Genomic DNA, 20,726 nt, shown 5'->3' on the forward strand with positions numbered 1-20,726 from the left:
AGCTTAGATGTGTAAACATGAAGGGCAGCCTGGGCTGCCCTTTTTGTTTCTGAGCCACTGGCTCGGTGTTATCATCGCGCGCCATGAAGACTTCATCCGATTCCCTGCGACGTTTTCTGTTTGAACATGCACCGATACGCGGCGAGATAGTGCGCCTCGATGCAGTTTGGCAGAGCGTGATCGAACGCCACAATTACCCGGCTGTGCTGCGCGACCTGATGGGGGAGTTGTGTGCCGCCACTGCATTGCTGGCGGCGACGCTCAAGCTGCAAGGATCCATGGTGTTGCAGATACACGGCAAGGGCGCGGTGAAACTGCTGGTAGTGGAATGTTCCGGCGATCTGGAGATGCGCGCAACCGCGAAATGGGAAGGCGATCTGGCGCAAGGTACGCTGCAGGATCTGGTCGGGGGTGACGGGCGCTTCGTCATCACGCTCGACCCCAAGGACGGCAACCAGGCTTATCAGGGTATCGTCGCCCTGGAAGGCGATAGCATCGCCGAGATCCTGCAGAACTACATGACGCGCTCCGAGCAGTTGGAGACTCGCCTCTGGCTGGCAGCAGACGGCAAGCATGCGGCAGGCATGTTGTTGCAGAAGCTTCCCGCACAGGCGGAACTGCACGATGATGACCCGTGGGAGCGCGCCGTGCTGATCGCCAATACGCTCAAGCCCGAAGAGTTGCTGAACGTTCCTGCAAGTGAGTTGGTGCATTTTCTGTATCACGAGGAAGATATACGCTTGTTCGATGCGCAGGAGGTGGTGTTCCGTTGCACTTGCTCGCGCGAGAACGTGGGGCGCATGTTGCGCATGCTTGGTCGGGAAGAGGTGGATTCGATACTGGCCGAGCGTGGCGACGTCGAGGTGCACTGCGAGTTCTGCAACCAGCGCTATGTGTTCGATCGCGTGGATGCCGATGCGGTGTTCGCCGATATCATCGTGATGGCGGCAAGCGACACGCGCCACTAGGCCTTTTGCTGCATATCCAGTCCGACTGCTTCTGCCACCTCGATGCCGTCCACCGCCGCGGAAAGGATCCCGCCCGCATAACCTGCGCCTTCGCCGGCCGGATACAGTCCCTTGATGTTGATACTCTGGAAATCATCGCCGCGCCTGATGCGTACGGGCGATGATGTGCGTGTCTCGACCCCGGTCAGCACGGCATCGTCCATGGCAAATCCCTTGATCTGTTTATCGAATGCGGGCAATGCTTCGCGGATGGCGGCGATGGCGTAATCGGGCAAGGCGGTGGAGAGATCGGTGGGTGTCACGCCGGGCGTGTAGGAAGGCACGACTTCGCCGAGATGGGAGGAGGGACGCCCGGCGAGGAAATCGCCGACGCGTTGTGCCGGAGCTGCGTAACTTTTGCCGCCCAGTTCGAAAGCGCGCGCTTCCCATTTGCGCTGGAACTCTACGCCCGCCAGTACATCGCCCTCGTAGTCAGCCGGGGTAATCCCCACGACAATCCCGCTGTTGGCGTTGCGTTCGTTGCGCGAATACTGGCTCATGCCGTTGGTCACCACACGGCCTTCTTCGGAGGTCGCCGCCACCACCGTACCACCGGGGCACATGCAGAAACTGTATACCGAGCGCCCGTTGCTGGCGTGGTGCACCAGTTTGTAGTCGGCCGCGCCCAGCAGGGGATTGCCGGCGTTGGGGCCGAGACGAGCGCGGTCGATGACGGCCTGCGGGTGTTCGATGCGGAAGCCGATGGAGAAGGGCTTGGCCTCCATGTAGACGCCGCGTTCATGCAGCATCTCGAAGGTGTCGCGCGCGCTGTGGCCGACTGCCAGCACTACATGCTTTGTCGCGATGCGCTCGCCATTCACCAGAACTACACCGCACACCTGTCCGTCTGTAATCTCTATATCCGTCACGCGACTCTGGAAGCGTATCTCGGCACCCAGCGCTTCCATGTTATAGCGCATCTCTTCAACCATGCCGACCAGGCGAAAGGTGCCGATGTGCGGCTTGCTCACGTACATGATCTCTTCCGGTGCACCGGCCTTGACAAATTCGGTGAGCACCTTGCGTCCATAGAATTTCGGATCCTTGATCTGGCTGTGCAACTTGCCATCGGAGAACGTGCCCGCGCCACCCTCGCCGAACTGCACGTTGGATTCGGGGTTGAGCTTGCCTTTGCGCCACAGGCCCCAGGTGTCCTTGGTACGTTCGCGTACTTCCTTGCCGCGTTCGAGGATGATCGGTCGGAAGCCCATCTGGGCCAGCAGCAGGCCGGCAAAGATGCCGCAGGGACCGGTGCCGATGACTACAGGACGCTCGCTCAGGCCCTGCGGTGCATGAGCCACGAAACGGTAGCTCATGTCGGGCGCCGGGTTCACATGCGAAATGTTCTTCTTGAGCAATGCGGATTCGTTCTTTATCTCTGCATCCACGGTGTAAACCAGCACGATGGCATTGCGCTTGCGTGCGTCATAACCGCGCCGGAAGATCGTATAGCCGATCAATTCGGGTGCGGCGATGTTCAAACGCTTCAAGATGGCTTCGGATAGAGCTTCTGCGGGATGGTCGAGCGGAAGACGGATTTCAGTGAGACGTAACATTTTGTCATTCTAACCCGCGGGGATTCCAGTTTGCGACTTTGCAGGGTCTTTTAACTATGGTTGGAGAGTGGTTTTGATGGTATGTTGTCAAAAAACGATTTCGTTTCATATTGCTCAAACGAATTCAGAATAAATATAAAGGCTTGTCCATGTCATCCAGTAATGCCACATTGCGGCACATGATCTGGTTCTTGTCGGCTCTGACTGTGTTGTTCGTCGTTGTCTGGCAAGCGCCCGCGTTTTACGTCGTGGAAGGACTGGCCAACTATCTGCCGCTGCACATGTTTGCCGAAACTTTCTCCATCGTCGTATCCATGATGGTATTCGGCGTCGCCTGGAACGTCTACAGCAAGGAGCGTCCGGGCAATATCGTGATCCTTGCCTGTGCGCTGCTGGCAGTTGGGTTGATCGATTTCGCCCACATGTTGTCGTTCAAGGGCATGCCCGAGTTCATCACTCCCAGCAGCCCGGAAAAAGCCATCAATTTATGGTTGTCAGCCCGCTTGATTGCAGCGTTGGCTCTGCTCACTACGGTGCTGCGGCCATGGCGACCTTTGCAGGATTCGTACACTCGCTACTGGTTGCTTGCAGGCAGTCTCGCTATCGCGACAACGGTGATATGGTGGGGGCTGGCATATCCGCAAGACTGGCCGCACACCTTCATTGCCGGACAGGGGCTGACGTCGTTCAAGATAGGCGCTGAATACACGATCATTGCCGCACTGACGGTCCCCGCTGCAATGTTCTACCTGCGGGCAAGGCAACCGCAACCCTATGATGCAGCCAGTCTGTTCGCCGCATCTGTCATCACCATCCTGAGCGAACTGAGCTTCACGCTGTATTCTGATGTTTCCGACGTCTTCAATCTGCTCGGGCATCTGTACAAGATCGTGGCTTATATCTTCATTTACCGCGCGGTGTTCATGGGCAGTGTGCGTGAGCCGTTCCAGCGACTGGATACCGAATTCACCGAAAACAAACGGATCGCACAGGAGTTGCATGCAGCATCGCTCTATACCCGCAGCCTGATCGAAGCGAGCCTGGACCCGCTGGTGACCATCAGTGCAGAAGGCAAGGTCACGGATGTCAACAAGGCGACGGAAGTAGTAACCGGCAGAAGTCGTTCCGAATTGATAGGAACGGATTTTTCCGACTACTTCACCGAACCGGGCAGGGCGCGCGAAGGATATCGGCAAGTGTTTCAGCAAGGCTTCGTCACCGATTATCCTTTGGCCATCCGGCGCAAGGATGGGCATATTACAGACGTGCTGTACAACGCCGGCGTTTATCGCAATGAAACAGGTGAGGTGCTGGGAGTGTTTGCCGCAGCGCGTGACATCACCGAACGCAAACGGGCCGAACTCAAGCTGCGCGAAAGCGAACAGGCATTTCGCATGCTGGCAGAGAATTCACCCGATGTCATCGTGCGTTATGACAGGGAAGGTCGACGTACCTATGTCAATCCGGAGTTCGAACGGGTAAATCATCTGTCAGCCGAGCAGGTTTACGGCAAGAAGCCGCTCGAACTTTCAACAGAACTTAAACCTAGAGCGGATGAATTCACCGGCAAGCTCATGCAGGCGATGGAGTCCGGAACCGTTACCAAAGTGGATATGGACTGGATCGGCAATGACGGCAAGCTGATCTGCTGGTTTGTGCGCGTCGTGCCAGAGTTCGATGCGGGGGGGGATGTGGTCAGCGCCCTGACAATCTGGAGCGACATTTCGGATCGCAAGCGGGCGGAACAGGAATTGCAGGAACAGGATCGGCATTCCCAATCTTTGCTTCGTCTTTCCAGGAATTTGGAAAGGTCACAGGCTTATTCGGAGGTGGTGAATGCCGCGCGGAGCGAAGTCAGGGAAATCCTTGGTTATCAGAACTTGTGGACATATCTCCTGAGCGATGACAGAAAGTACTTCACCGCGCTGGTCGCCAGCGGTCCCGAATCGGACACGGTCATGTCAGAGGAAGGAACAGCCAGGCTCACCATCGAAGGTGATCGCATGCTGGAGGAGATCGCAGAAGCCAAAGAGATCGTGATCGTCGCGGATGCAAGGACCGACGAGCGGGTGAACAAGGAGATCGTGGCGCAATTGGGGAACAGAACGATCGTGAATGTACCGATCGCCCTGTTCGACCGGCACTTGGGCACGGTAGGCATGGGCACCTTCGGTGACGAGGGAGTACGCATCCCTTCAGTGTCCGAGCAGAAATACCTGATGGCACTGGCGAGTCATATGGCGGCAGCGATCGATCGTATCCACTTGCTGGCAGAGCGCAAGAAGGCCGAAAAGGAACTGCGCGAACTCAACAACGATTTCGTCACTCTGCTGGAAAATACGGGCGACTTCATCTACTTCAAGGACAAGGACGGTCGATTCCGTTTTTGCAGCCAGACGCTGGCGAGCGTCACCGGCCACCGCAACTGGCGCGACATGATCGGCAAGCACGATCTGGAGGTTTTTCCTGCGGATACGGCGCGCATCTATTACGAGGAGGAATTGCCAATCTTTCAGGAGGGCAAGCCTTTACTGAACAAGACGAACCCTTATTACGATGATAAAGGCAGGCAAGGCTGGGTGAATACCAACAAATGGCCGGTATTCAGCGATGACAAAAAAAGCGTCATCGGAATATTCGGGATCAGCCGCGATGTCACTGAACTCAAGCAGGCTGAAGACAGGATCATGGCGCTCAATCGCGATCTGGAACGACGAGTGGCTGAGCGTACGGCGCAACTTGAAGTTGCCAATAAGGAGCTGGAGGCATTTTCGTATTCAGTCTCGCACGACTTGCGTACGCCGTTGCGTGCCATTGATGGCTTCTCGCATATCTTGCAGGAAGACTATGCAGGCAAGCTGGACGATGAAGGCAAACGGCTGCTGAAAGTGGTGCGGGACAACGCAAACAGGATGGGACTGCTCATCGACGATATCCTGAAATTCTCGCGTGCAGGCCGAATCGAGATCAGCTTTTCCGAGATCGACATGGAGAAGCTGGCTCATGAGGTTTTCGACGAGCTGCGGCTCGCAATCGCCGGAGGAGGCCTGGAAATGGACATTGGACACATTCCATCTGCCAGGGGGGATCGTGCCATGATGCATCAGGTGTTCGTCAACCTGCTTTCCAATGCCATCAAGTTCAGCCGCAATCGGGAGCCCGCCCGAATCGAAGTTGGGGCCACGACGGGCTCGGATGAGACCATTTACCATGTGAAGGACAACGGCGCCGGTTTCGATATGCAATATGTAGACAAGCTTTTTGGCGTATTTCAGCGTCTGCACAGCATGGAAGAATTCGAGGGTACCGGTATCGGGCTCGCCATCGTAAAACGCATCATCACCCGGCATGGTGGCAGGGTGTGGGCGGAGGGCAAGATCAACGAAGGTGCGACGATCTATTTTGCATTGCCGGCCAAGATTGCTGAACGAGGCTGATGCCTTGAAGCGCACGCTTGGGAAATGGCAATGTTTTGATTCGAGAGTAAATGTCAATGTACGATCGTGCTGACGGTGGCCAGTATGCCTGCCAATAAGCAGTTATCCCGATTTTCCCTCAGCCTGTTGCTGACGATAGGCATGTTTGTCATATTCGTCATTGTTTTTGCCTTTTACGTTCGTGCAGAGAAGCGGATCGACCATGCCAATGAATTGCGCTATCGATCCTATGTTCTTGCTGACGTATTGCGCCAGTCTTCTGACGATCTCACGCGTATGGTGCGCTACTATGTGGCTACGGGTGATGCAATTTACAAGAGGCACTATCAGGAAATCCTCGATATCCGCGATGGCAGGAGACCACGTCCCGTCGGTTACGAAGGGGTCTACTGGGATCTGGTGCTGGATGACGATCGGCGTCCACTTCCTGATGGCGAGGCGGTTTCCCTGCTGGAACTGATGCGGCAAGCCGGTTTCACCGAAGAGGAATTTTCCAGGTTGGCGCAAGCCAAGGCCAAATCTGACGCACTGACCAGGACCGAATTCGCCGCCATGTCGCTAATCGAGTCCACGAAACCGACTACTCAAGCGAACAGGCTCAAGGCGACCTTGATGCTGAACGACTCTTTCTATCATCGGGCCAAGGCGGACATCATGCGACCGATCAGCGAGTTTTACCGGATGGTGGACCGACGCACACTGGAGGCAGTCAAGGATGCGGAGAGTGCGGCAGCACTGGTACAAGCGATGCTGATCGTATTCGGTGCCATTCTGATGCTGGCATTATGGAACGCTTATCGGGCTTTATATTCCACGCTGGGTTGCTCGGTGGATGAACTGCAAGGCCGCATCGCCCGCATGGGCAGCGGAGATTTTTCATCGCTCATGCAAACTCCAAAGGGCATGGAGAACAGCATACTGGCCTGGCTGTCGGAGACCCAGATCAATTTTGCCCGTATTGAAGCTGAGCGCATGGAAGCCAGGGCTGAGCTATCCCGGTTGAATTCCGAACTTGAGCGGCGGGTAGCAGAGCGTACTGCAGAACTTGAGACCGCACTCTATGACCTTGAGAATTTCACCTATTCGGCCTCGCATGATCTGCGTATACCGTTGCGTGCGATCGACGGGTTCTCAAGGATTCTGCAGGATGAATATTCGCAAAAGCTTGATGGCGAGGGCATGCGGCAGCTGAATGTGGTGCGCGACAACGCCAGGAAGATGGCGCAGTATATCGACGACATGCTGGCCTTTTCTCGTGCCGGGCACATGGCGATGACCCCGGCCAGAATCGACACGGAAGAACTCGTGCGTGCGGTATGGGAGGAGTTGAAACCTGTTAGGGCCGATCGCGAAGTGAAGTTCGAGATGGACAAGCTGCCCAGCCTGTTCGCCGACCCGGTGATGATGCGGCAGGTATTCGTCAACCTGTTGTCCAATGCCATCAAGTTCAGCCGCAATAAGAAGATGGCAAGTATCTTGGTGGGTGGATCCATGGAGGGTGAAGAAGCTGTGTGTTATGTCAGGGATAACGGCGCCGGTTTTGACATGCAGTATGCCAACAAGCTGTTCGGCGTGTTCCAGCGGTTGCATACTGTGAGTGAGTTCGAAGGCAACGGAATCGGTCTTGCTATCGTCAAGCGTATCATCAACCGTCATGGCGGCAGGGTGTGGGCTGAAGGCAAGGTCGATGTGGGAGCAACGGTCTATTTTGCTTTACCGAAAAAGGAGACGGGCAATGGATGACTCAGTGAAAGAAGTGGAGATACTGCTGGTGGAGGACAATCCTACCGATGCAGAACTGGCGATCCGGGCACTGAAGAGAAGTAATCTGGCCAACAAGCTGGTATGGGTGAAGGATGGCGCTGAAGCGCTGGATTTCATATTTGCAAAAGGAGCATATTCCGATCGCCAAGTGGCGAACGGTCCCAAAGTCATCTTGCTGGATCTTCGTCTGCCTAAAGTGGACGGCATGGAGGTCTTGCGCATGGTCAAGGCTGATGCACGCACGCATACCATTCCGGTCGTGGTGTTGACATCCTCCAAGGAAGATCGGGATGTGGCAGAAAGTTACCAGCTCGGCGTCAACAGTTACATCAGCAAGCCGGTGGAATTCGACGAATTCGCCAAGACGGTATCCGAACTTGGACTTTATTGGCTGCTGGTGAATCGACCGCCGGTCTCGACAAAGTAATCATGGAGCAGGAAGCAATGACTCAACAGTTGAAAGTCTTGATGCTGGAAGACACGCCCACCGATGCCGAACTGGAGGAGCGTGAACTGCGCAAGGCGGGTATCGCTTTCACTTTGATGCGTGTCGAGACACGGGATGCATTTATCCGGGCGCTCGATGAATTCCAGCCTGATATCATCCTGTCGGATTACAGTCTGCCAGACTTCAATGGCATGTCCGCGCTGGAGTTCGTGCGGCACAACCATCCGGAGATCCCGGTGATCATGGTCACCGGTGCGCTCAGCGATGTCGAGGCGGTCGGGCTGATCCATGCCGGAGCCAAGGACTACGTGTTGAAAGACAGGCTGGCGCGTCTTGGATCTGCGGTGCAGCATGTGCTGTCGATGGAGCAGGGTATCCGCGCGCGCAAGGCGGCGGAGAAATCGCTGCGTGAGAGCGAGGCCAAGTTCCGCTCATTGGTGGAATCCACCAGCGACTGGATATGGGAAGTCGACGAGCGCGGCATTTACACTTATTCCAGTCCGCAAGTGTATGAGTTGCTGGGTTATACGGCAGAGGAGGTGGCCGGCAAGACTCCGTTCGATCTGATGACACCAGCGGCAGCAGAGCAGCTCAAGGAGAAGTTCAATTCCATCATGAGTGAGAGGAAGAAATTCCAGCTTCTGGAGAACGTCAATCAGCACAAGAATGGCCGTGAGGTGTTTCTGGAAACCAGCGGGGCACCGATATTTGATGCTCAGGGTGTCTTCAGGGGGTATCGGGGTATCGACCGAGATATCACCGATCGCAAAGAGGCTGAGAGGGAACGCCACGCCAATGCGGAGAAACTGCAACAGACGCTTTTGCAGACCATCGAGGCCATCGCCTCCACAGTCGAAGCGCGTGATCCTTACACTGCCGGCCACCAGCGAAGGGTGGCGATTATAGCCAGTGCCATCGCCCGTGAAATGGGACTGACGGATGAAAGGATACATGCTCTGTATCTGGCAGCCAGCATCCACGATCTGGGAAAGATACGCATTCCCGCCGAGATACTCAGCAAACCCGGCAGGCTCAATGCTATCGAATACGAACTGGTCAAGAGCCATCCCAAGACAGGCTATGACATCATCAAGGACATCCAGTTTCCATGGCCTATCGCGCAAATGGTCTTGCAGCATCATGAGCGAGCGGATGGTTCGGGATATCCGCAAGGGCTGAAATCCGATCAGATCATGCTGGAGGCGATGATCATCGCTGTGGCCGATGTGGTGGAGGCGATGTCCTCGCACCGCCCCTACCGGCCCGGTCTGGGCCTGGATGAAGCGCTGGAGGAGATCACCAGGCAACGTGGCACGCTTTACGATCCTGCCGTGGTGGATAGCTGCATCTCGATGTTCAGGGAAAAGAGGTTTGTCCTTGAATCAAAGTAAAACCGCGTTCTGCTGAGCGGTTATTCATCCCGCTGACCGTAGCGAAATGGGGGCAATGCTGGTAGATTGCCCGCCTTCCTCCAGATGTGCTGAATCGATTCGAATGGCAAAGGCAAAAACGATCTATAGCTGCACCGAATGCGGCGGGCAATCGCCAAAATGGCAAGGCCAATGCCCGAACTGCGGCGAATGGAACACGCTGGTGGAGTCGGTTGCGGAAGCATCTGCGCCTGCCGGCAAGAATCGCTATAGCGCATTGGCTGCATCCGGAAAATTGCAGCAGCTGGCCGAAGTGGAGGCGAGCGAGGTGTCGCGCACGCCGACCGGGATCGCCGAATTCGACCGCGTACTGGGCGGCGGGCTGGTCGAAGGTGGGGTGGTGCTGATCGGCGGCGATCCCGGCATCGGCAAATCCACCCTGTTGCTGCAGGCACTAGCACATCTCTCCACGACGAAGAAAGTCCTCTACGTCAGCGGCGAAGAGTCCGCGCAGCAGATCGCGCTGCGGGCCAAGCGGCTTTCGCTGGACGCACGCGAAGTCCATCTGCTGCCGGAGATACAGCTGGAGAAGATCCAGGCAACCGTTGCGCATGAAAAGCCGGATGTAGTGGTCATCGATTCCATCCAGACCGTGTATTCCGAACAGTTGACCAGTGCACCTGGCTCGGTGGCGCAGGTGCGCGAATGTGCGGCGCAACTCACCCGTATCGCAAAGAGCGCTGGGGTGACCATGATCCTCGTCGGCCATGTCACCAAGGAGGGTGCTCTGGCCGGGCCGCGCGTGCTGGAGCACATCGTCGATACCGTGCTGTATTTCGAGGGCGACACGCATTCCAGTTTCCGCCTCATCCGCGCGTTCAAGAACCGCTTCGGTGCGGTGAACGAGCTGGGTGTATTTGCCATGACCGAAAAGGGGCTGCGCGAAGTGAGCAACCCGTCCGCATTGTTCCTGTCGCAGCATGGTACGCAGGTGCCGGGTTCCTGCGTGATGGTCACCCAGGAAGGCTCGCGGCCATTGCTGGTGGAGATACAGGCGCTGCTCGACGAGGCGCATTCGCCCAGTCCGCGCCGCCTGTCTCTCGGTCTGGAACAGAACCGTCTGGCCATGCTGCTGGCAGTGCTGCATCGCCACGCGGGCATCGCCTGTTTCGACCAGGATGTGTTCATCAATGCCGTGGGCGGGGTGAAGATCACCGAACCGGGTGCCGATCTCGCCGTCCTGCTCGCGATCGTTTCATCGCTGCGCAACAGGCCGCTGCCGGAAAAGATGGTGGTGTTCGGCGAAGTGGGGCTGGCAGGCGAGGTGCGACCCGTGCAGCGCGGGCAGGAGCGCCTGAAAGAAGCCGCCAAGCTCGGCTTCACCCATGCCATCATCCCCAAAGCCAACGCGCCCAAACACAAGATCGACGACATGGAGATCATCGCTGTGGAGCGGGTGGATGAAGCAGTAGCGAAGATGCGCTAAGCCATATCGATATCCGCGAGAGACAAAACTTTTCGCGCGGTTGGAAATCTTAAGAGACGGATAATATGTCACATCAACATTCACACGATCACAGCGGACACGCGCATGGGCATCACCACCACGGTGATCCGAACAATCATGGACGCGCTTTCGTTGTTGCGATCGCACTGAACACGGCTTTTGTCGCAGTCGAACTTGCCTACGGCTTCATTGCCAATTCGACCGCGCTGATGGCCGATGCCGGCCATAACCTGTCCGATGTGCTGGGTCTGTTGCTGGCATTGGGTGCGGCGATCCTCGCGCGCAGAACCCCGAGCGGGCGCTTTACTTACGGACTGCGCAGCACGTCGATCCTGGCAGCGCTGGCAAATGCCATGTTCCTGATGACGGCGTGCGGGGCCATCGCGCTGGAGGCCATGGAACGTTTTTCGCAACCTCACGAGGTGGCAGGGCTGACAGTCTCCCTGGTTGCATGCGTGGGAATCGCCATCAATGGCCTGTCGGCATGGCTTTTCGTCAAGGGCAGCAAGGGCGACCTGAACATCCGGGGCGCCTATCTGCACATGCTGGCCGATGCAGCTGTCTCGCTCGGTGTTGCCGTTGCTGGCGTGCTAATACTGTTCACGGGTTGGTACTGGCTCGATCCGCTGGTTAGCCTGGCGATCGTGGTGGTGATCATGATCGGAACCTGGGGCCTGCTGCGCGAGTCGCTGGAACTGGCATTGAATGCTGTCCCTGCGCATATAGATGCACCGGGTCTGGAGTCTTACCTGCGTCAATGCCGCGGTGTCGCTGATATCCATGATCTGCATATCTGGGGCATGAGCACGACAGAAAGTGCCCTGACTGTGCATCTGGTGATGCCGGAAGGCTATCCCGGCGATGCCTACATGGACGACATCATGTGTACGCTGAAGGAACGCTTCTCCATCCAGCACAGCACGCTGCAAGTCGAGCAGGGCACGACCAGTCATGCCTGCGTGCTTCACTCAAACGCTGATGCTGCACATGTTCACTGACGCATGTTCGGGACGATTAAGTATTCTACGGTGCCGCATTTGATATTAAAATCACGGCTTGCGAGATATTCCCGATGCGGATCCCCAACGATTTTACCTATCTGAGATTCTGTTTACCTGCCCATGGATAACTTTACATTTTTGACATCTTTAACGAATGATATTGCCAGTTTCATAGTGAGTGCATTGTTGATCGTCGCGTACCACGTCTACCTCCGGCACAAGATCAAGATCGACCCGGCATATTCCGTGCAGTCGGTTAATAGGATCGTGCGGACCGCATGGGCGGAGACCATCATGCAAGACGAAAAGAATGGCGTGCTGGCGGTGCAGACACTGCGCAACTCGACCATGGCGGCCACTTTTCTTGCCTCGACTTCCGTGCTTCTGATCATTGGCGTGCTGACGCTCAGCGAGCAGGGCGAGAAGCTGGAAGCTCACTGGCATGTGCTGAATTTGGTGGGTTCGATCAATCCGGTACTCTGGATGGTGAAGCTTCTGCTGTTGCTGCTCGACCTGTTCGTCGCTTTTTATACTTTTTCAATGTGTATTCGTATCTACCATCATGTGGGTTTCATGATCAATATCCCGCTACGCTTGAATCACAGAATGATAACGCCGGCACATGTGGCGGCGCATTTGAACCGGGCGGGTCACTTCTACAGTCTGGGCATGCGTTCCTATTATTATCTGATCCCGCTGGTGTTCTGGCTGTTTGGGCCGCATTTCATGCTGCTTGCGACCATAGGCATGCTGATGGTTTTGTACCGCATAGATCGCGCCCCCGAGATCACGCCCTTGGAATTCAGCGATGTATAACCAGCATCTATCTGGTCCCGATTCCATCAAGCAGTAATCTTCTCTCCGAGGCGCAGAATGCAGAACGGCCTGACATGAAGTCAGGCCGTTCTGCATTTGTCGCTTGCGAAAACGAGTTTCAAATTTAGCAGTGCGCTACTCACCCGCAAACAAGATCATCAGCGACAGCACGATGAATGGGGAAAAGATGAAGAAAAATGGTAGAGAGATCACGATAACACCTCCTGGTTGAGTTGAGGGAATCTGAATCTGCCATACCAAGTCGTGTTCGATCATGTTAGCTGACCATGAGTCTGGGTCGGCTAGAAGAGGGTGGTATGGTGCGTCCATAGTGTCACCACTTGGACGGGAAGGCAAGGTCGGGCTGGCAGTCAGGTTTCAGGCGGACATGCCATAGCTCCTGCTGGGAGCCTTGTGGATTGCCAGGGTTGCCGGCCCAGTGTGCACCCAGACGATCATTTGCGGTGGCTGCGTATTTTCAGAAAATCGAGAATCATCTGGAATGTCCGCTTTCCTTCGGTGCTGGTTCGATATGCCGGCCAGCTGAACTCGTTATGACTTTCCTCGTCGACCAGATGAAGCGTGGAAATGTCCTCTGGTTCGACGGATAGAAGCAGGCCGTGTGAATATGATTGCTGATCTTTCATTGTCGCCACCCTTTTCGAGTTGCGGTATCGGCGAATCACGAAACCGTATAAACAGTATATACAGTAATACCGTTATAGTAAATTGTAACAATTTGCTGTCCGGTTTCGTCTGATGCAAGGCTGAATGTCAAATATTGGTTAAATGCGGTGAGTCGTCCGCACTTCCTGCATTGCTCTTAAGCATGATTTAAGAACGGTCACACATGATGCGGGCGTGAAACTTTTATAACGTCAGTATTGCCGGGCGGGGGGAATTGTTATGATGTATTCGAAATCGGTTGGATTGTCCGCTTCATTTGATGAATGTATGGAAGCGGAGAATCAAGAGTGGTGGAGGCTTGTCTTATGAACAAGAATATCGAGCACGTTTTGACCAAGGTGCCGGAAGTCACGCTGACTTTCTGGATCATCAAGATCGCTGCAACCACCCTTGGCGAAACCGGCGGCGACGCAGTGTCCATGTCGATGCAGCTGGGGTATCTTGTTGGCACGGTCATCTTCGCAGCAGTCTTTCTGGTTGCCGTGATGGCCCAGGTCAAAGCGAAGCTGTTTCACCCTTACCTGTACTGGGCGACCATAATTGCCACGACGACCGTAGGTACGACGCTTGCCGATTTTGCCGACAGGTCTCTGGGAATAGGCTATGCCGGCGGTGCCACATTGTTGTTCTTCCTGCTGATGGCATCATTGGCTATCTGGCACAGGGTACTCGGATCTGTTTCCGTCAATACCGTGAGCACCCCGAAAGAAGAGATGTTCTATTGGGTGACCATCATGTTTTCCCAGACTCTGGGTACAGCGTTGGGGGACTGGACGGCCGATACGGCCGGGCTTGGCTACGAAGGAGGTGCGATCATCTTCGGCATCCTTTTGGCAATTGTGGCGGCAGCCTATAAATGGACGAACTTGAACAGGACGCTACTGTTCTGGGCGGCGTTCATCCTTACCCGGCCCCTTGGCGCTGTGGTGGGGGATTTCCTCGACAAACCGCTGAGTGCCGGTGGCCTTGCATTAAGTCGTTTTTCGGCGTCGGCGACGCTCATCATAATGATCATTGCCTGCATCATGCTTTTTCCGCAGCGCGCCGGGAAAAGTACCGGGCACTGAGGTGACTTCCGATTGACTCCATCCACGAATTGACTGCGAGGGATCCGATGGCTATCACGCTTGCATTTGATGTCTATGGAACGCTGATCGATACACATGGCGTCATATCGGCGCTGGAGAGATATGCAGGCAAGGATGCCGCCGCCTTTTCGCGCACCTGGCGGGAGAAACAGTTGGAGTATTCTTTTCGCCGCGGGCTGATGCAGAATTATGAGAATTTCGCCGTATGCACCAGCAATGCGCTGGATTACACCAGTTCGTATTACCAGGTGCCGCTTTCCGCAAAAGACAAGGAAGCGTTGATGGGGGTATACAGATCGCTGCCGGCATTTTCCGACGTGCAGGCGGGACTTTCCCTGGCCGGGCAGGCAGGCTTCAGAATGTTCGCATTCTCGAACGGGAGTCTCGATGCGGTCGAGGCATTGCTCAGGAATGCCGGACTCAGAGACTACTTTCTTGGGGTGGTCAGCGTTGACGAGATGAAATCCTTCAAACCGAATCCCGCTGTATATAGTCACTTCCTGAGAAGGACTGGTGCCGTTGGGGCTGATGCCTGGCTGGTATCGAGCAACCCGTTTGATGTCATCGGGGCGATCTCTGCCGGCATGCGGGCTGCATGGGTCAAGCGCACTACCGATGCGATATTCGATCCGTGGGGGATAGAACCGACGATAACGGTGAATAGCCTGGCGAACCTGGCTGAAAGGATTGAGCAGGAAGGCAAATCAGAGTGACCAGGCGTTAACGATACGGGCTGGAGGGAGTCATGCATAAACTGAAGAATGAAGCAGCCTTATTCAAGGCCGCGCTGATCGAGGGCATGAAATATGCCGAGGGGCGCGGTGTGGTCAAGTTCGAGCCGGGCGATTCGGCAAGCGAGCGGCTGTTATACATCTACAGGTTGCTGGTTCACGACAAGGTCATCCAACCCTTGCCGGAAGATCAGGTCGCGGAAAAAACATTGCGCCACAAACTGGCGATCTGGTATGCGAAGCAGTTGCCCGAGGATCATCCGTTGCTGAAGTAACCACGAGCCCGGCACGCGCTTCAACCTGCCCAGGCTGCCGATCATTCGAGGTGGAATTGCTACCCGGTTATTGCCATCCATCCTTGCCTCAGTCCGCGCAAGACCGAGGCCGAAAAGTGCGGATTCAGATTGTCGAGAGCCATGACCACCAGAAAGCCGACGATAAATGGCTGGATCAGGAAAAAAACGGCAATGAGAAATGCCTCCATATAGAACCGGATAAATCTGCGGGATCGATAGAGGTACGCCAGATTCGATCGGATATTCAACAAGGGTTTGCGGAGCAATACGATCTCGCTGACCATCAGGAAGAACGACAGCACAGTCCCGGCCATAATGGCGACGTACAGTTCTATATTCATCATTCGCTTTCAGCTTGGATGTCTGGATTGTATTCTTGTCTCGCCAAACTGCAATTATGCGACGTTGCATTTGACCGAATACGACTGAATCCGTATATTCCATCGCCATGCATACGCAACAACCCATCTCTGCCGATACCATCATCGCCAAGCGACTGTGGCAGGTATTGCCAGCCCACTGCCGCAGCGCGTTCCTGTTTTAATGTTTCATTTGTTTAACCGGGCAACTGCGGGTCGACCGCGTTGCTTCTGCCTGAGACCCGCATAGCCAGAACTTTGGGGTCTTACATCATGGCAAATCTTGCAGGCAGTACCTCCGCTCACCGGGATGTGTTCCTCGGTGTCGTCTTTGCGCTGCTCGCCGCAGTCGGATTTTCGGCCAAGGCCATCCTTGTCAAGCTGGCGTATCTCGACAATGTGGATGCGGTGACGCTGCTGGCCTTGCGCATGGTGTTCTCGGTGCCGTTCTTCATCGGTGTGGCGATCTGGGTGCGGCGGCATCATGCCGCGCCGCTGAATGTTCATGACCGTTTGCTGGTGTTGGGATTGGGCCTGATCGGCTACTACTGCTCCAGCTTTCTCGACTTCCTGGGCTTGCAATACATCTCTGCCGGACTTGAACGCCTGATCCTGTTCCTCTATCCGACCATGACAGTGATCCTCTCGGCGCTGCTCTACAAACGCGCCATCGGCAGGAAAGTCATGGCGGCGATGTTGCTGAGCTATGCCGGGATCGCACTGGTTTTCCTGCACGACGTGGGTGCAAAAGAGGGCGGTATCGTGCTGGGCGCATCGCTGGTGTTTGCCAGCACGCTTTCCTATTCGATCTATCTGGTGGGTGCGGGGCATGCCATTGCGCGCATCGGCACCTTGCGCTTCACCTCCTATGCGATGGTGGTGGCGTGCGCAGCCAGCCTGCTGCAGTTCGGCGCGATGCGCCCATTGAGTGCGCTCGACCTGTCGTGGCACGTGTACGGGCTGTCCATCGCCATGGCGATATTTTCCACAGTGCTGCCGGTGTTCCTGCTGTCTTTCGCCATCCGGCGCATCGGCTCGGGCAGCGCGTCACTGATCGGTTCCATCGGCCCGGTCAGCACGATCTACATGGCGTATGCGATCCTGGGCGAGGAAATTTCATTGTTGCAAATAGCGGGATCGTCGCTGGTTCTTGCCGGTGTGCTGGTCATCAGCCTGAACAGCAAGCGCGAAGTGAAATAAGCAAGCCGGAAGGATAGGCTGCCTGAATCCGCTTCCTTAGCCTGAGCGACCCAGTGCGCGCAAGCCGATCTTCCCGGCATCGAGCAACAGCACTGTACCAATGCCGCTGGCGAAGGCCGCCAGCCAGTGCTGCAACGTTGGCGGCTGGAATGCAAAGGCTTGCGCGATGGAGGGGACGCCGGTGATGAGCGCCAGCCCGGACAAGGTGCCGGCGAGTACCCATAGCGCGACCGTCGAGGGAGCGGTAAACATCTGTTGCCAGTTTCGATGCGTGGAGCGAACGGAAAGGATCAGCGCAGCATTCGCCGTAACCAGCACGATGAATGCCAATGCGCGCGCTTCTTCGGCAACGATGCCCGCCCGCAGACTGAGCATGTAGAAGATCGCGATGGACAGGGTGGCCATAACACCTTGAGCCAGTCCTCCAAGAAGATGGGGTGTGGCGATCAAGTGTTCGGTATGCGGGCGGGGCGGCTGCTGCATCAGGCTTCGGCTTCCTGCCTCGGCTTCGAACACGATCGAGCAGGCGGGGTCGATGATCAATTCCAGAAAGGCGATGTGTATCGGTGCCAGCACCAGCGGCAGGCCGAAGAACAACGGGATGATGGAGAGGCCGATGATCGGGACATGTACGGCCAGCGTATAGACCACTGCCTGGCGCAGGTTGGCGAAGATGCGGCGGCCGAGACGGATGGCGGCGACGATGGCAGTGAAGTCGTCTTCCAGCAACACCAGCGACGCCGCTTCGCGCGCGACGTCGGTGCCGCGCTTGCCCATGGCGATGCCGATGTGGGCCGCTTTCAGTGCCGGTGCATCGTTCACGCCGTCGCCCGTCATGGCGACGATGTCGCCATTGGCTTTGAGCGCCTCGACGATGGCGAGCTTCTGCTGCGGCGTTACGCGGGCGAAGACGTTCACCGATGAGATGCGCTGTGCCAGTGCCCCGGCATCCATGTTGGCCAGTTCGTCGCCGGTGAGCAATGTGCTGCCATCAATACCGGCACTGGCGGCGATGGCGCGCGCGGTGCGCGGATGGTCGCCGGTGATCATGACGACGCGAATCCCGGCGCGGTGGCATTCGGCGACCGCGCCGGATACTTCGGGACGGAGCGGATCGGCGAGTCCTGCCAGGCCGACGAACTCGAACTCGAATTCATGCTGGATGTCCGGCCAGGTTTCGTGGATGCTGTGCTTCGCCTTGGCCACGCCCAGTACGCGCAAGCCGCGATCCGCCATCGACTCCGCGTCCCTGCTCATGCGCAACCGCGCATCCTCCGGCAAGTGGCAAAGATCGGCGATGGCCTCCGGCGCTCCCTTGGTGGCGACGATATCCTGCTTGCCGGAATCGTTGCGCCACAGGTGCGACATAGCCAGCAGCTCGGAAGATATCTCATATTCACGTGCCAGCGACCAGTCCGGATGCAGGTGTTCCGTGTTGGCCAGATATTCGCGGGCAAAGCCATGGAAAGCCAGTTCCATCGGATCATGGGGATCGATCTCGCTGGCGAGCACCGCGTATTCAAGCAACTCGTGATAGGTCTCCGGCAGTTCGCAGCCTGAAATATCCGCGGTTTCCAGAAATTGCCCGCCGACCGACAGGCTGGTCACCGCCATGCGGTTCTGGGTCAATGTTCCGGTCTTGTCTACGCACAGCACGGTCGTTTCGCCCAGCGTTTCGATGGCATTGAGTCGTCGTGTCAGCACGCGCTGATTGGCGATGCGGCGCGCACCCAAGGCAAGGAACACGATCATGATGACGGGAAATTCCTGCGGCAGAATGCCCATCGCCAGCGTGATGCCAGCGAGCAGGGCATCGAGCCAGCCACCTCGCAAGATCCAGAAAAGCGCCGCCAGAGCGAGGCACAGACCGATGCCGATCAGCGCGAGGTGCCGGGTCAGCAGGGCGATCTCGTCGCGCAGCGGCGAAGATTCGGCAACGATATCCTGCAGCGATTTGCCGATGCTTCCCAGTTCGGTCCGGCTGCCGATGGCTGTGACACGCATCAAGCCCTGGCCGCGCACGATCAGCGTTCCGGCAAAGACTTCGCCGCGTTCGGGAAATTTTTCCACAGCCACGGACTCGCCGGTCAGCATCGACTCGTCGGCAGCCAGTTCGTGGGCCTGCAATACGATGCCATCCGCCGGTACGCGGTCGCCTTCGACCAGGATCAGGATATCGTCGCGCACTACCTCGCAACCGGCGATCCGCTTCGGCACGCCGTCGCGGATCACCAGTGCGCGCGGGCTGGAGAGGTCGCGCAACGCTTCAAGGGCTTTTTCGGTGCGCCGCTCCTGCAGGATGGTGACGGCCATGATGATGACGACGAAGCCGAGCAGGATGAGGGCTTCATGTGCGTCACCCATGGCGAGATAGATGGCTCCGGCACCCAGCAGTAGCAGGAACATCGGCTCGCGTGCCACTTCGCCGGCGATGGTCGGCAGGGTGCGGCGCTGGTCTGTGCCAAGCTCGTTCGCTCCTTCCGCAGCCAGTCGCGCACTTGCTGCTTCGTGGCTCAAGCCTGATGGGAACGTCGTGGTCATGTCACATCAAGTGTGTCGATCGTTGTTTGTTGGCAGCCCGTTTCAACTATAGCAAACTCGAATCAAAGGCGTTCACCTGAATTCCTGCATACCAGGTAGTTCAGTTATTTGCCCGGGCGTATACTTCGGCAGGAAGGCGGCATCCATGGAGGGAGGACATATGTTCTGTAGACTGATTACCATCGTACTGTTCATTTTGATCGGGAGCATCGGAGTTGCAGGTGCCCAGCCGATGCGAGATCCTCAACGAGGAGAGCTGTTGTATTCGACCCATTGCATAGCCTGCCATAACACCAAGATACATTGGCGCGACCAGAAACTTTCCAAAGACTTCAAGAGTCTGTCTGCTCAAGTGGATCGCTGGCAAAAATTGGCAGGGCTGGGTTGGGATAGTCATGACATTACTGCGGTGGCACGCTATCTCAATGTCCTTTATTACCATTATCCAGAATCATACTGAGCCTGTGTGCCCGACGCCGGGCCATCATTGCCATCATTCAGGAGCAACCAGATGCGAATACTGCACACGATGATCAGGACGGGCGACCTTGAGCGCTCCATCGATTTCTATACCAAAGTCATGGGCATGAAGCTGCTGCGGCAGCAGGATTATCCGGCCGGGAAATTCACGCTGGCCTTTCTCGGCTACGGTGACGAAAGCGAGCAGGCGGCGATCGAACTGACCTATAACTGGGGCGTCGACCACTACGATCTTGGCACCGGTTACGGCCATATCGCCCTTGAAGTGGATGATGTCCACGCGGCCTGCGACCGCATCAAGCAACTTGGCGGAAAAGTGGTTCGAGAAGCCGGCCCGATGAATGGCGGAACGAGGATCATTGCATTCGTCAGCGATCCGGACGGCTACATGATCGAGCTGATCGGCAGGAAGGCTTGAGGAGAGGTTTGTCCGGAAGA

The 20,726-nt window shown here is 56.5% G+C and carries 18 protein-coding genes; 14 read left to right on the forward strand and 4 right to left on the reverse strand.

Features of this window, described 5'->3' with window-relative positions:
- Positions 1-83 precede the first annotated feature (83 nt).
- Positions 84-968, forward strand: coding sequence for an Hsp33 family molecular chaperone HslO (gene hslO / locus SLIT_RS06600; RefSeq protein ID WP_013029460.1), 885 nt, complete (start codon positions 84-86; stop codon positions 966-968).
- Here the strand turns inward: hslO and SLIT_RS06605 are convergent.
- A complete protein-coding gene (locus tag SLIT_RS06605) occupies positions 965-2,563 on the reverse strand; it encodes an NAD(P)/FAD-dependent oxidoreductase (RefSeq protein WP_013029461.1) in 1,599 nt (532 codons plus the stop codon). The two genes, hslO and SLIT_RS06605, sit on opposite strands and share 4 nt — an antisense overlap.
- A gap of 149 nt (positions 2,564-2,712) precedes the next feature.
- Between SLIT_RS06605 and SLIT_RS15165 the strand changes: the two genes are divergently transcribed.
- From SLIT_RS15165 to SLIT_RS06640, 7 genes are all read left to right on the forward strand, one after another.
- A complete protein-coding gene (locus SLIT_RS15165) occupies positions 2,713-6,000 on the forward strand; it encodes an MASE3 domain-containing protein (RefSeq protein WP_013029462.1) in 3,288 nt (1,095 codons plus the stop codon).
- An 84-nt stretch (positions 6,001-6,084) separates the two neighbouring features.
- Positions 6,085-7,743 carry a sensor histidine kinase gene (locus tag SLIT_RS15170; RefSeq protein ID WP_013029463.1) on the forward strand — a complete coding sequence of 553 codons (1,659 nt, stop codon included), beginning with the start codon at positions 6,085-6,087 and terminating at the stop codon, positions 7,741-7,743.
- Positions 7,736-8,191: a response regulator gene (locus SLIT_RS06620; RefSeq protein ID WP_013029464.1), complete on the forward strand. Its 456-nt coding sequence runs from the start codon at positions 7,736-7,738 to the stop codon at positions 8,189-8,191. The genes SLIT_RS15170 and SLIT_RS06620 overlap by 8 nt, the downstream gene beginning before the upstream one ends.
- A 17-nt stretch (positions 8,192-8,208) precedes the next feature.
- Complete coding sequence (locus SLIT_RS06625; protein WP_013029465.1) at positions 8,209-9,603, forward strand: HD domain-containing phosphohydrolase; 1,395 nt, start codon at positions 8,209-8,211, stop codon at positions 9,601-9,603.
- Between the two features lie 103 nt (positions 9,604-9,706).
- A complete protein-coding gene (gene radA, locus SLIT_RS06630; protein WP_013029466.1) occupies positions 9,707-11,068 on the forward strand; it encodes a DNA repair protein RadA in 1,362 nt (453 codons plus the stop codon).
- 65 nt (positions 11,069-11,133) lie between these two features.
- Entirely contained in the window at positions 11,134-12,087 is a 954-nt protein-coding gene (locus SLIT_RS06635) for a cation diffusion facilitator family transporter (protein WP_013029467.1), read from the forward strand.
- Positions 12,088-12,264: 177 nt separating this feature from the next.
- A complete protein-coding gene (locus SLIT_RS06640; protein WP_263053161.1) occupies positions 12,265-12,906 on the forward strand; it encodes a DUF599 domain-containing protein in 642 nt (213 codons plus the stop codon).
- Positions 12,907-13,361: 455 nt separating this feature from the next.
- Here SLIT_RS06640 and SLIT_RS06645 read toward each other — a convergent pair whose 3' ends face one another.
- Positions 13,362-13,553 (reverse strand): hypothetical protein, encoded by a 192-nt coding sequence (locus SLIT_RS06645; protein ID WP_013029469.1) that lies wholly within the window; start codon positions 13,551-13,553, stop codon positions 13,362-13,364.
- A gap of 345 nt (positions 13,554-13,898) precedes the next feature.
- Here SLIT_RS06645 and SLIT_RS06650 point away from each other — a divergent pair, with 345 nt between their 5' ends.
- The 3 genes from SLIT_RS06650 to SLIT_RS06660 are packed head-to-tail and all read left to right on the forward strand — an operon-like array spanning position 13,899 to position 15,687.
- A complete protein-coding gene (locus tag SLIT_RS06650; protein ID WP_013029470.1) occupies positions 13,899-14,660 on the forward strand; it encodes a COG4705 family protein in 762 nt (253 codons plus the stop codon).
- Positions 14,661-14,707: 47 nt separating this feature from the next.
- On the forward strand, positions 14,708-15,394 hold the full coding sequence (locus SLIT_RS06655; RefSeq protein WP_013029471.1) for a haloacid dehalogenase type II: 687 nt from the start codon (positions 14,708-14,710) through the stop codon (positions 15,392-15,394).
- Between the two features lie 32 nt (positions 15,395-15,426).
- Positions 15,427-15,687, forward strand: coding sequence for a DUF5062 family protein (locus SLIT_RS06660; protein ID WP_013029472.1), 261 nt, complete (start codon positions 15,427-15,429; stop codon positions 15,685-15,687).
- Between the two features lie 59 nt (positions 15,688-15,746).
- Here the strand turns inward: SLIT_RS06660 and SLIT_RS06665 are convergent, their stop codons facing one another.
- On the reverse strand, positions 15,747-16,052 hold the full coding sequence (locus tag SLIT_RS06665; protein ID WP_013029473.1) for a hypothetical protein: 306 nt from the start codon (positions 16,050-16,052) through the stop codon (positions 15,747-15,749).
- Between the two features lie 288 nt (positions 16,053-16,340).
- On the opposite strand from SLIT_RS06665, the gene SLIT_RS06670 reads away from it, so the two are divergent.
- On the forward strand, positions 16,341-17,267 hold the full coding sequence (locus tag SLIT_RS06670) for a DMT family transporter (RefSeq protein WP_013029474.1): 927 nt from the start codon (positions 16,341-16,343) through the stop codon (positions 17,265-17,267).
- A 36-nt stretch (positions 17,268-17,303) separates the two neighbouring features.
- Here the strand turns inward: SLIT_RS06670 and SLIT_RS06675 are convergent, their stop codons facing one another.
- A complete protein-coding gene (locus SLIT_RS06675) occupies positions 17,304-19,808 on the reverse strand; it encodes a cation-translocating P-type ATPase (protein ID WP_013029475.1) in 2,505 nt (834 codons plus the stop codon).
- Between the two features lie 232 nt (positions 19,809-20,040).
- On the opposite strand from SLIT_RS06675, the gene SLIT_RS06680 reads away from it, so the two are divergent.
- Together SLIT_RS06680 and gloA are read left to right on the forward strand one after the other, a co-directional pair.
- On the forward strand, positions 20,041-20,268 hold the full coding sequence (locus SLIT_RS06680; RefSeq protein ID WP_223293836.1) for a hypothetical protein: 228 nt from the start codon (positions 20,041-20,043) through the stop codon (positions 20,266-20,268).
- A gap of 51 nt (positions 20,269-20,319) precedes the next feature.
- On the forward strand, positions 20,320-20,706 hold the full coding sequence (gloA, locus tag SLIT_RS06685) for a lactoylglutathione lyase (RefSeq protein ID WP_013029477.1): 387 nt from the start codon (positions 20,320-20,322) through the stop codon (positions 20,704-20,706).
- Positions 20,707-20,726: the final 20 nt, after the last annotated feature.

The organism is Sideroxydans lithotrophicus ES-1 (assembly GCF_000025705.1).
Taxonomy (GTDB): Bacteria; Pseudomonadota; Gammaproteobacteria; order Burkholderiales; family Gallionellaceae; genus Sideroxyarcus; species Sideroxyarcus lithotrophicus.

Excerpts from the sequence above, each read along its gene's own strand:
- hslO (WP_013029460.1), top strand. The coding sequence starts at position 84 with ATGAAGACTTCATCCGATTCCCTGCGACGTTTTCTGTTTGAACATGCA.
- SLIT_RS06605 (WP_013029461.1), bottom strand. The coding sequence starts at position 2,563 with ATGTTACGTCTCACTGAAATCCGTCTTCCGCTCGACCATCCCGCAGAA.
- SLIT_RS15165 (WP_013029462.1), top strand. The coding sequence starts at position 2,713 with ATGTCATCCAGTAATGCCACATTGCGGCACATGATCTGGTTCTTGTCG.
- SLIT_RS15170 (WP_013029463.1), top strand. The coding sequence starts at position 6,085 with ATGCCTGCCAATAAGCAGTTATCCCGATTTTCCCTCAGCCTGTTGCTG.
- SLIT_RS06620 (WP_013029464.1), top strand. The coding sequence starts at position 7,736 with ATGGATGACTCAGTGAAAGAAGTGGAGATACTGCTGGTGGAGGACAAT.
- SLIT_RS06625 (WP_013029465.1), top strand. The coding sequence starts at position 8,209 with ATGACTCAACAGTTGAAAGTCTTGATGCTGGAAGACACGCCCACCGAT.
- radA (WP_013029466.1), top strand. The coding sequence starts at position 9,707 with ATGGCAAAGGCAAAAACGATCTATAGCTGCACCGAATGCGGCGGGCAA.
- SLIT_RS06635 (WP_013029467.1), top strand. The coding sequence starts at position 11,134 with ATGTCACATCAACATTCACACGATCACAGCGGACACGCGCATGGGCAT.
- SLIT_RS06645 (WP_013029469.1), bottom strand. The coding sequence starts at position 13,553 with ATGAAAGATCAGCAATCATATTCACACGGCCTGCTTCTATCCGTCGAA.
- SLIT_RS06650 (WP_013029470.1), top strand. The coding sequence starts at position 13,899 with ATGAACAAGAATATCGAGCACGTTTTGACCAAGGTGCCGGAAGTCACG.
- SLIT_RS06655 (WP_013029471.1), top strand. The coding sequence starts at position 14,708 with ATGGCTATCACGCTTGCATTTGATGTCTATGGAACGCTGATCGATACA.
- SLIT_RS06660 (WP_013029472.1), top strand. The coding sequence starts at position 15,427 with ATGCATAAACTGAAGAATGAAGCAGCCTTATTCAAGGCCGCGCTGATC.
- SLIT_RS06665 (WP_013029473.1), bottom strand. The coding sequence starts at position 16,052 with ATGATGAATATAGAACTGTACGTCGCCATTATGGCCGGGACTGTGCTG.
- SLIT_RS06670 (WP_013029474.1), top strand. The coding sequence starts at position 16,341 with ATGGCAAATCTTGCAGGCAGTACCTCCGCTCACCGGGATGTGTTCCTC.
- SLIT_RS06675 (WP_013029475.1), bottom strand. The coding sequence starts at position 19,808 with ATGACCACGACGTTCCCATCAGGCTTGAGCCACGAAGCAGCAAGTGCG.
- SLIT_RS06680 (WP_223293836.1), top strand. The coding sequence starts at position 20,041 with ATGCGAGATCCTCAACGAGGAGAGCTGTTGTATTCGACCCATTGCATA.
- gloA (WP_013029477.1), top strand. The coding sequence starts at position 20,320 with ATGCGAATACTGCACACGATGATCAGGACGGGCGACCTTGAGCGCTCC.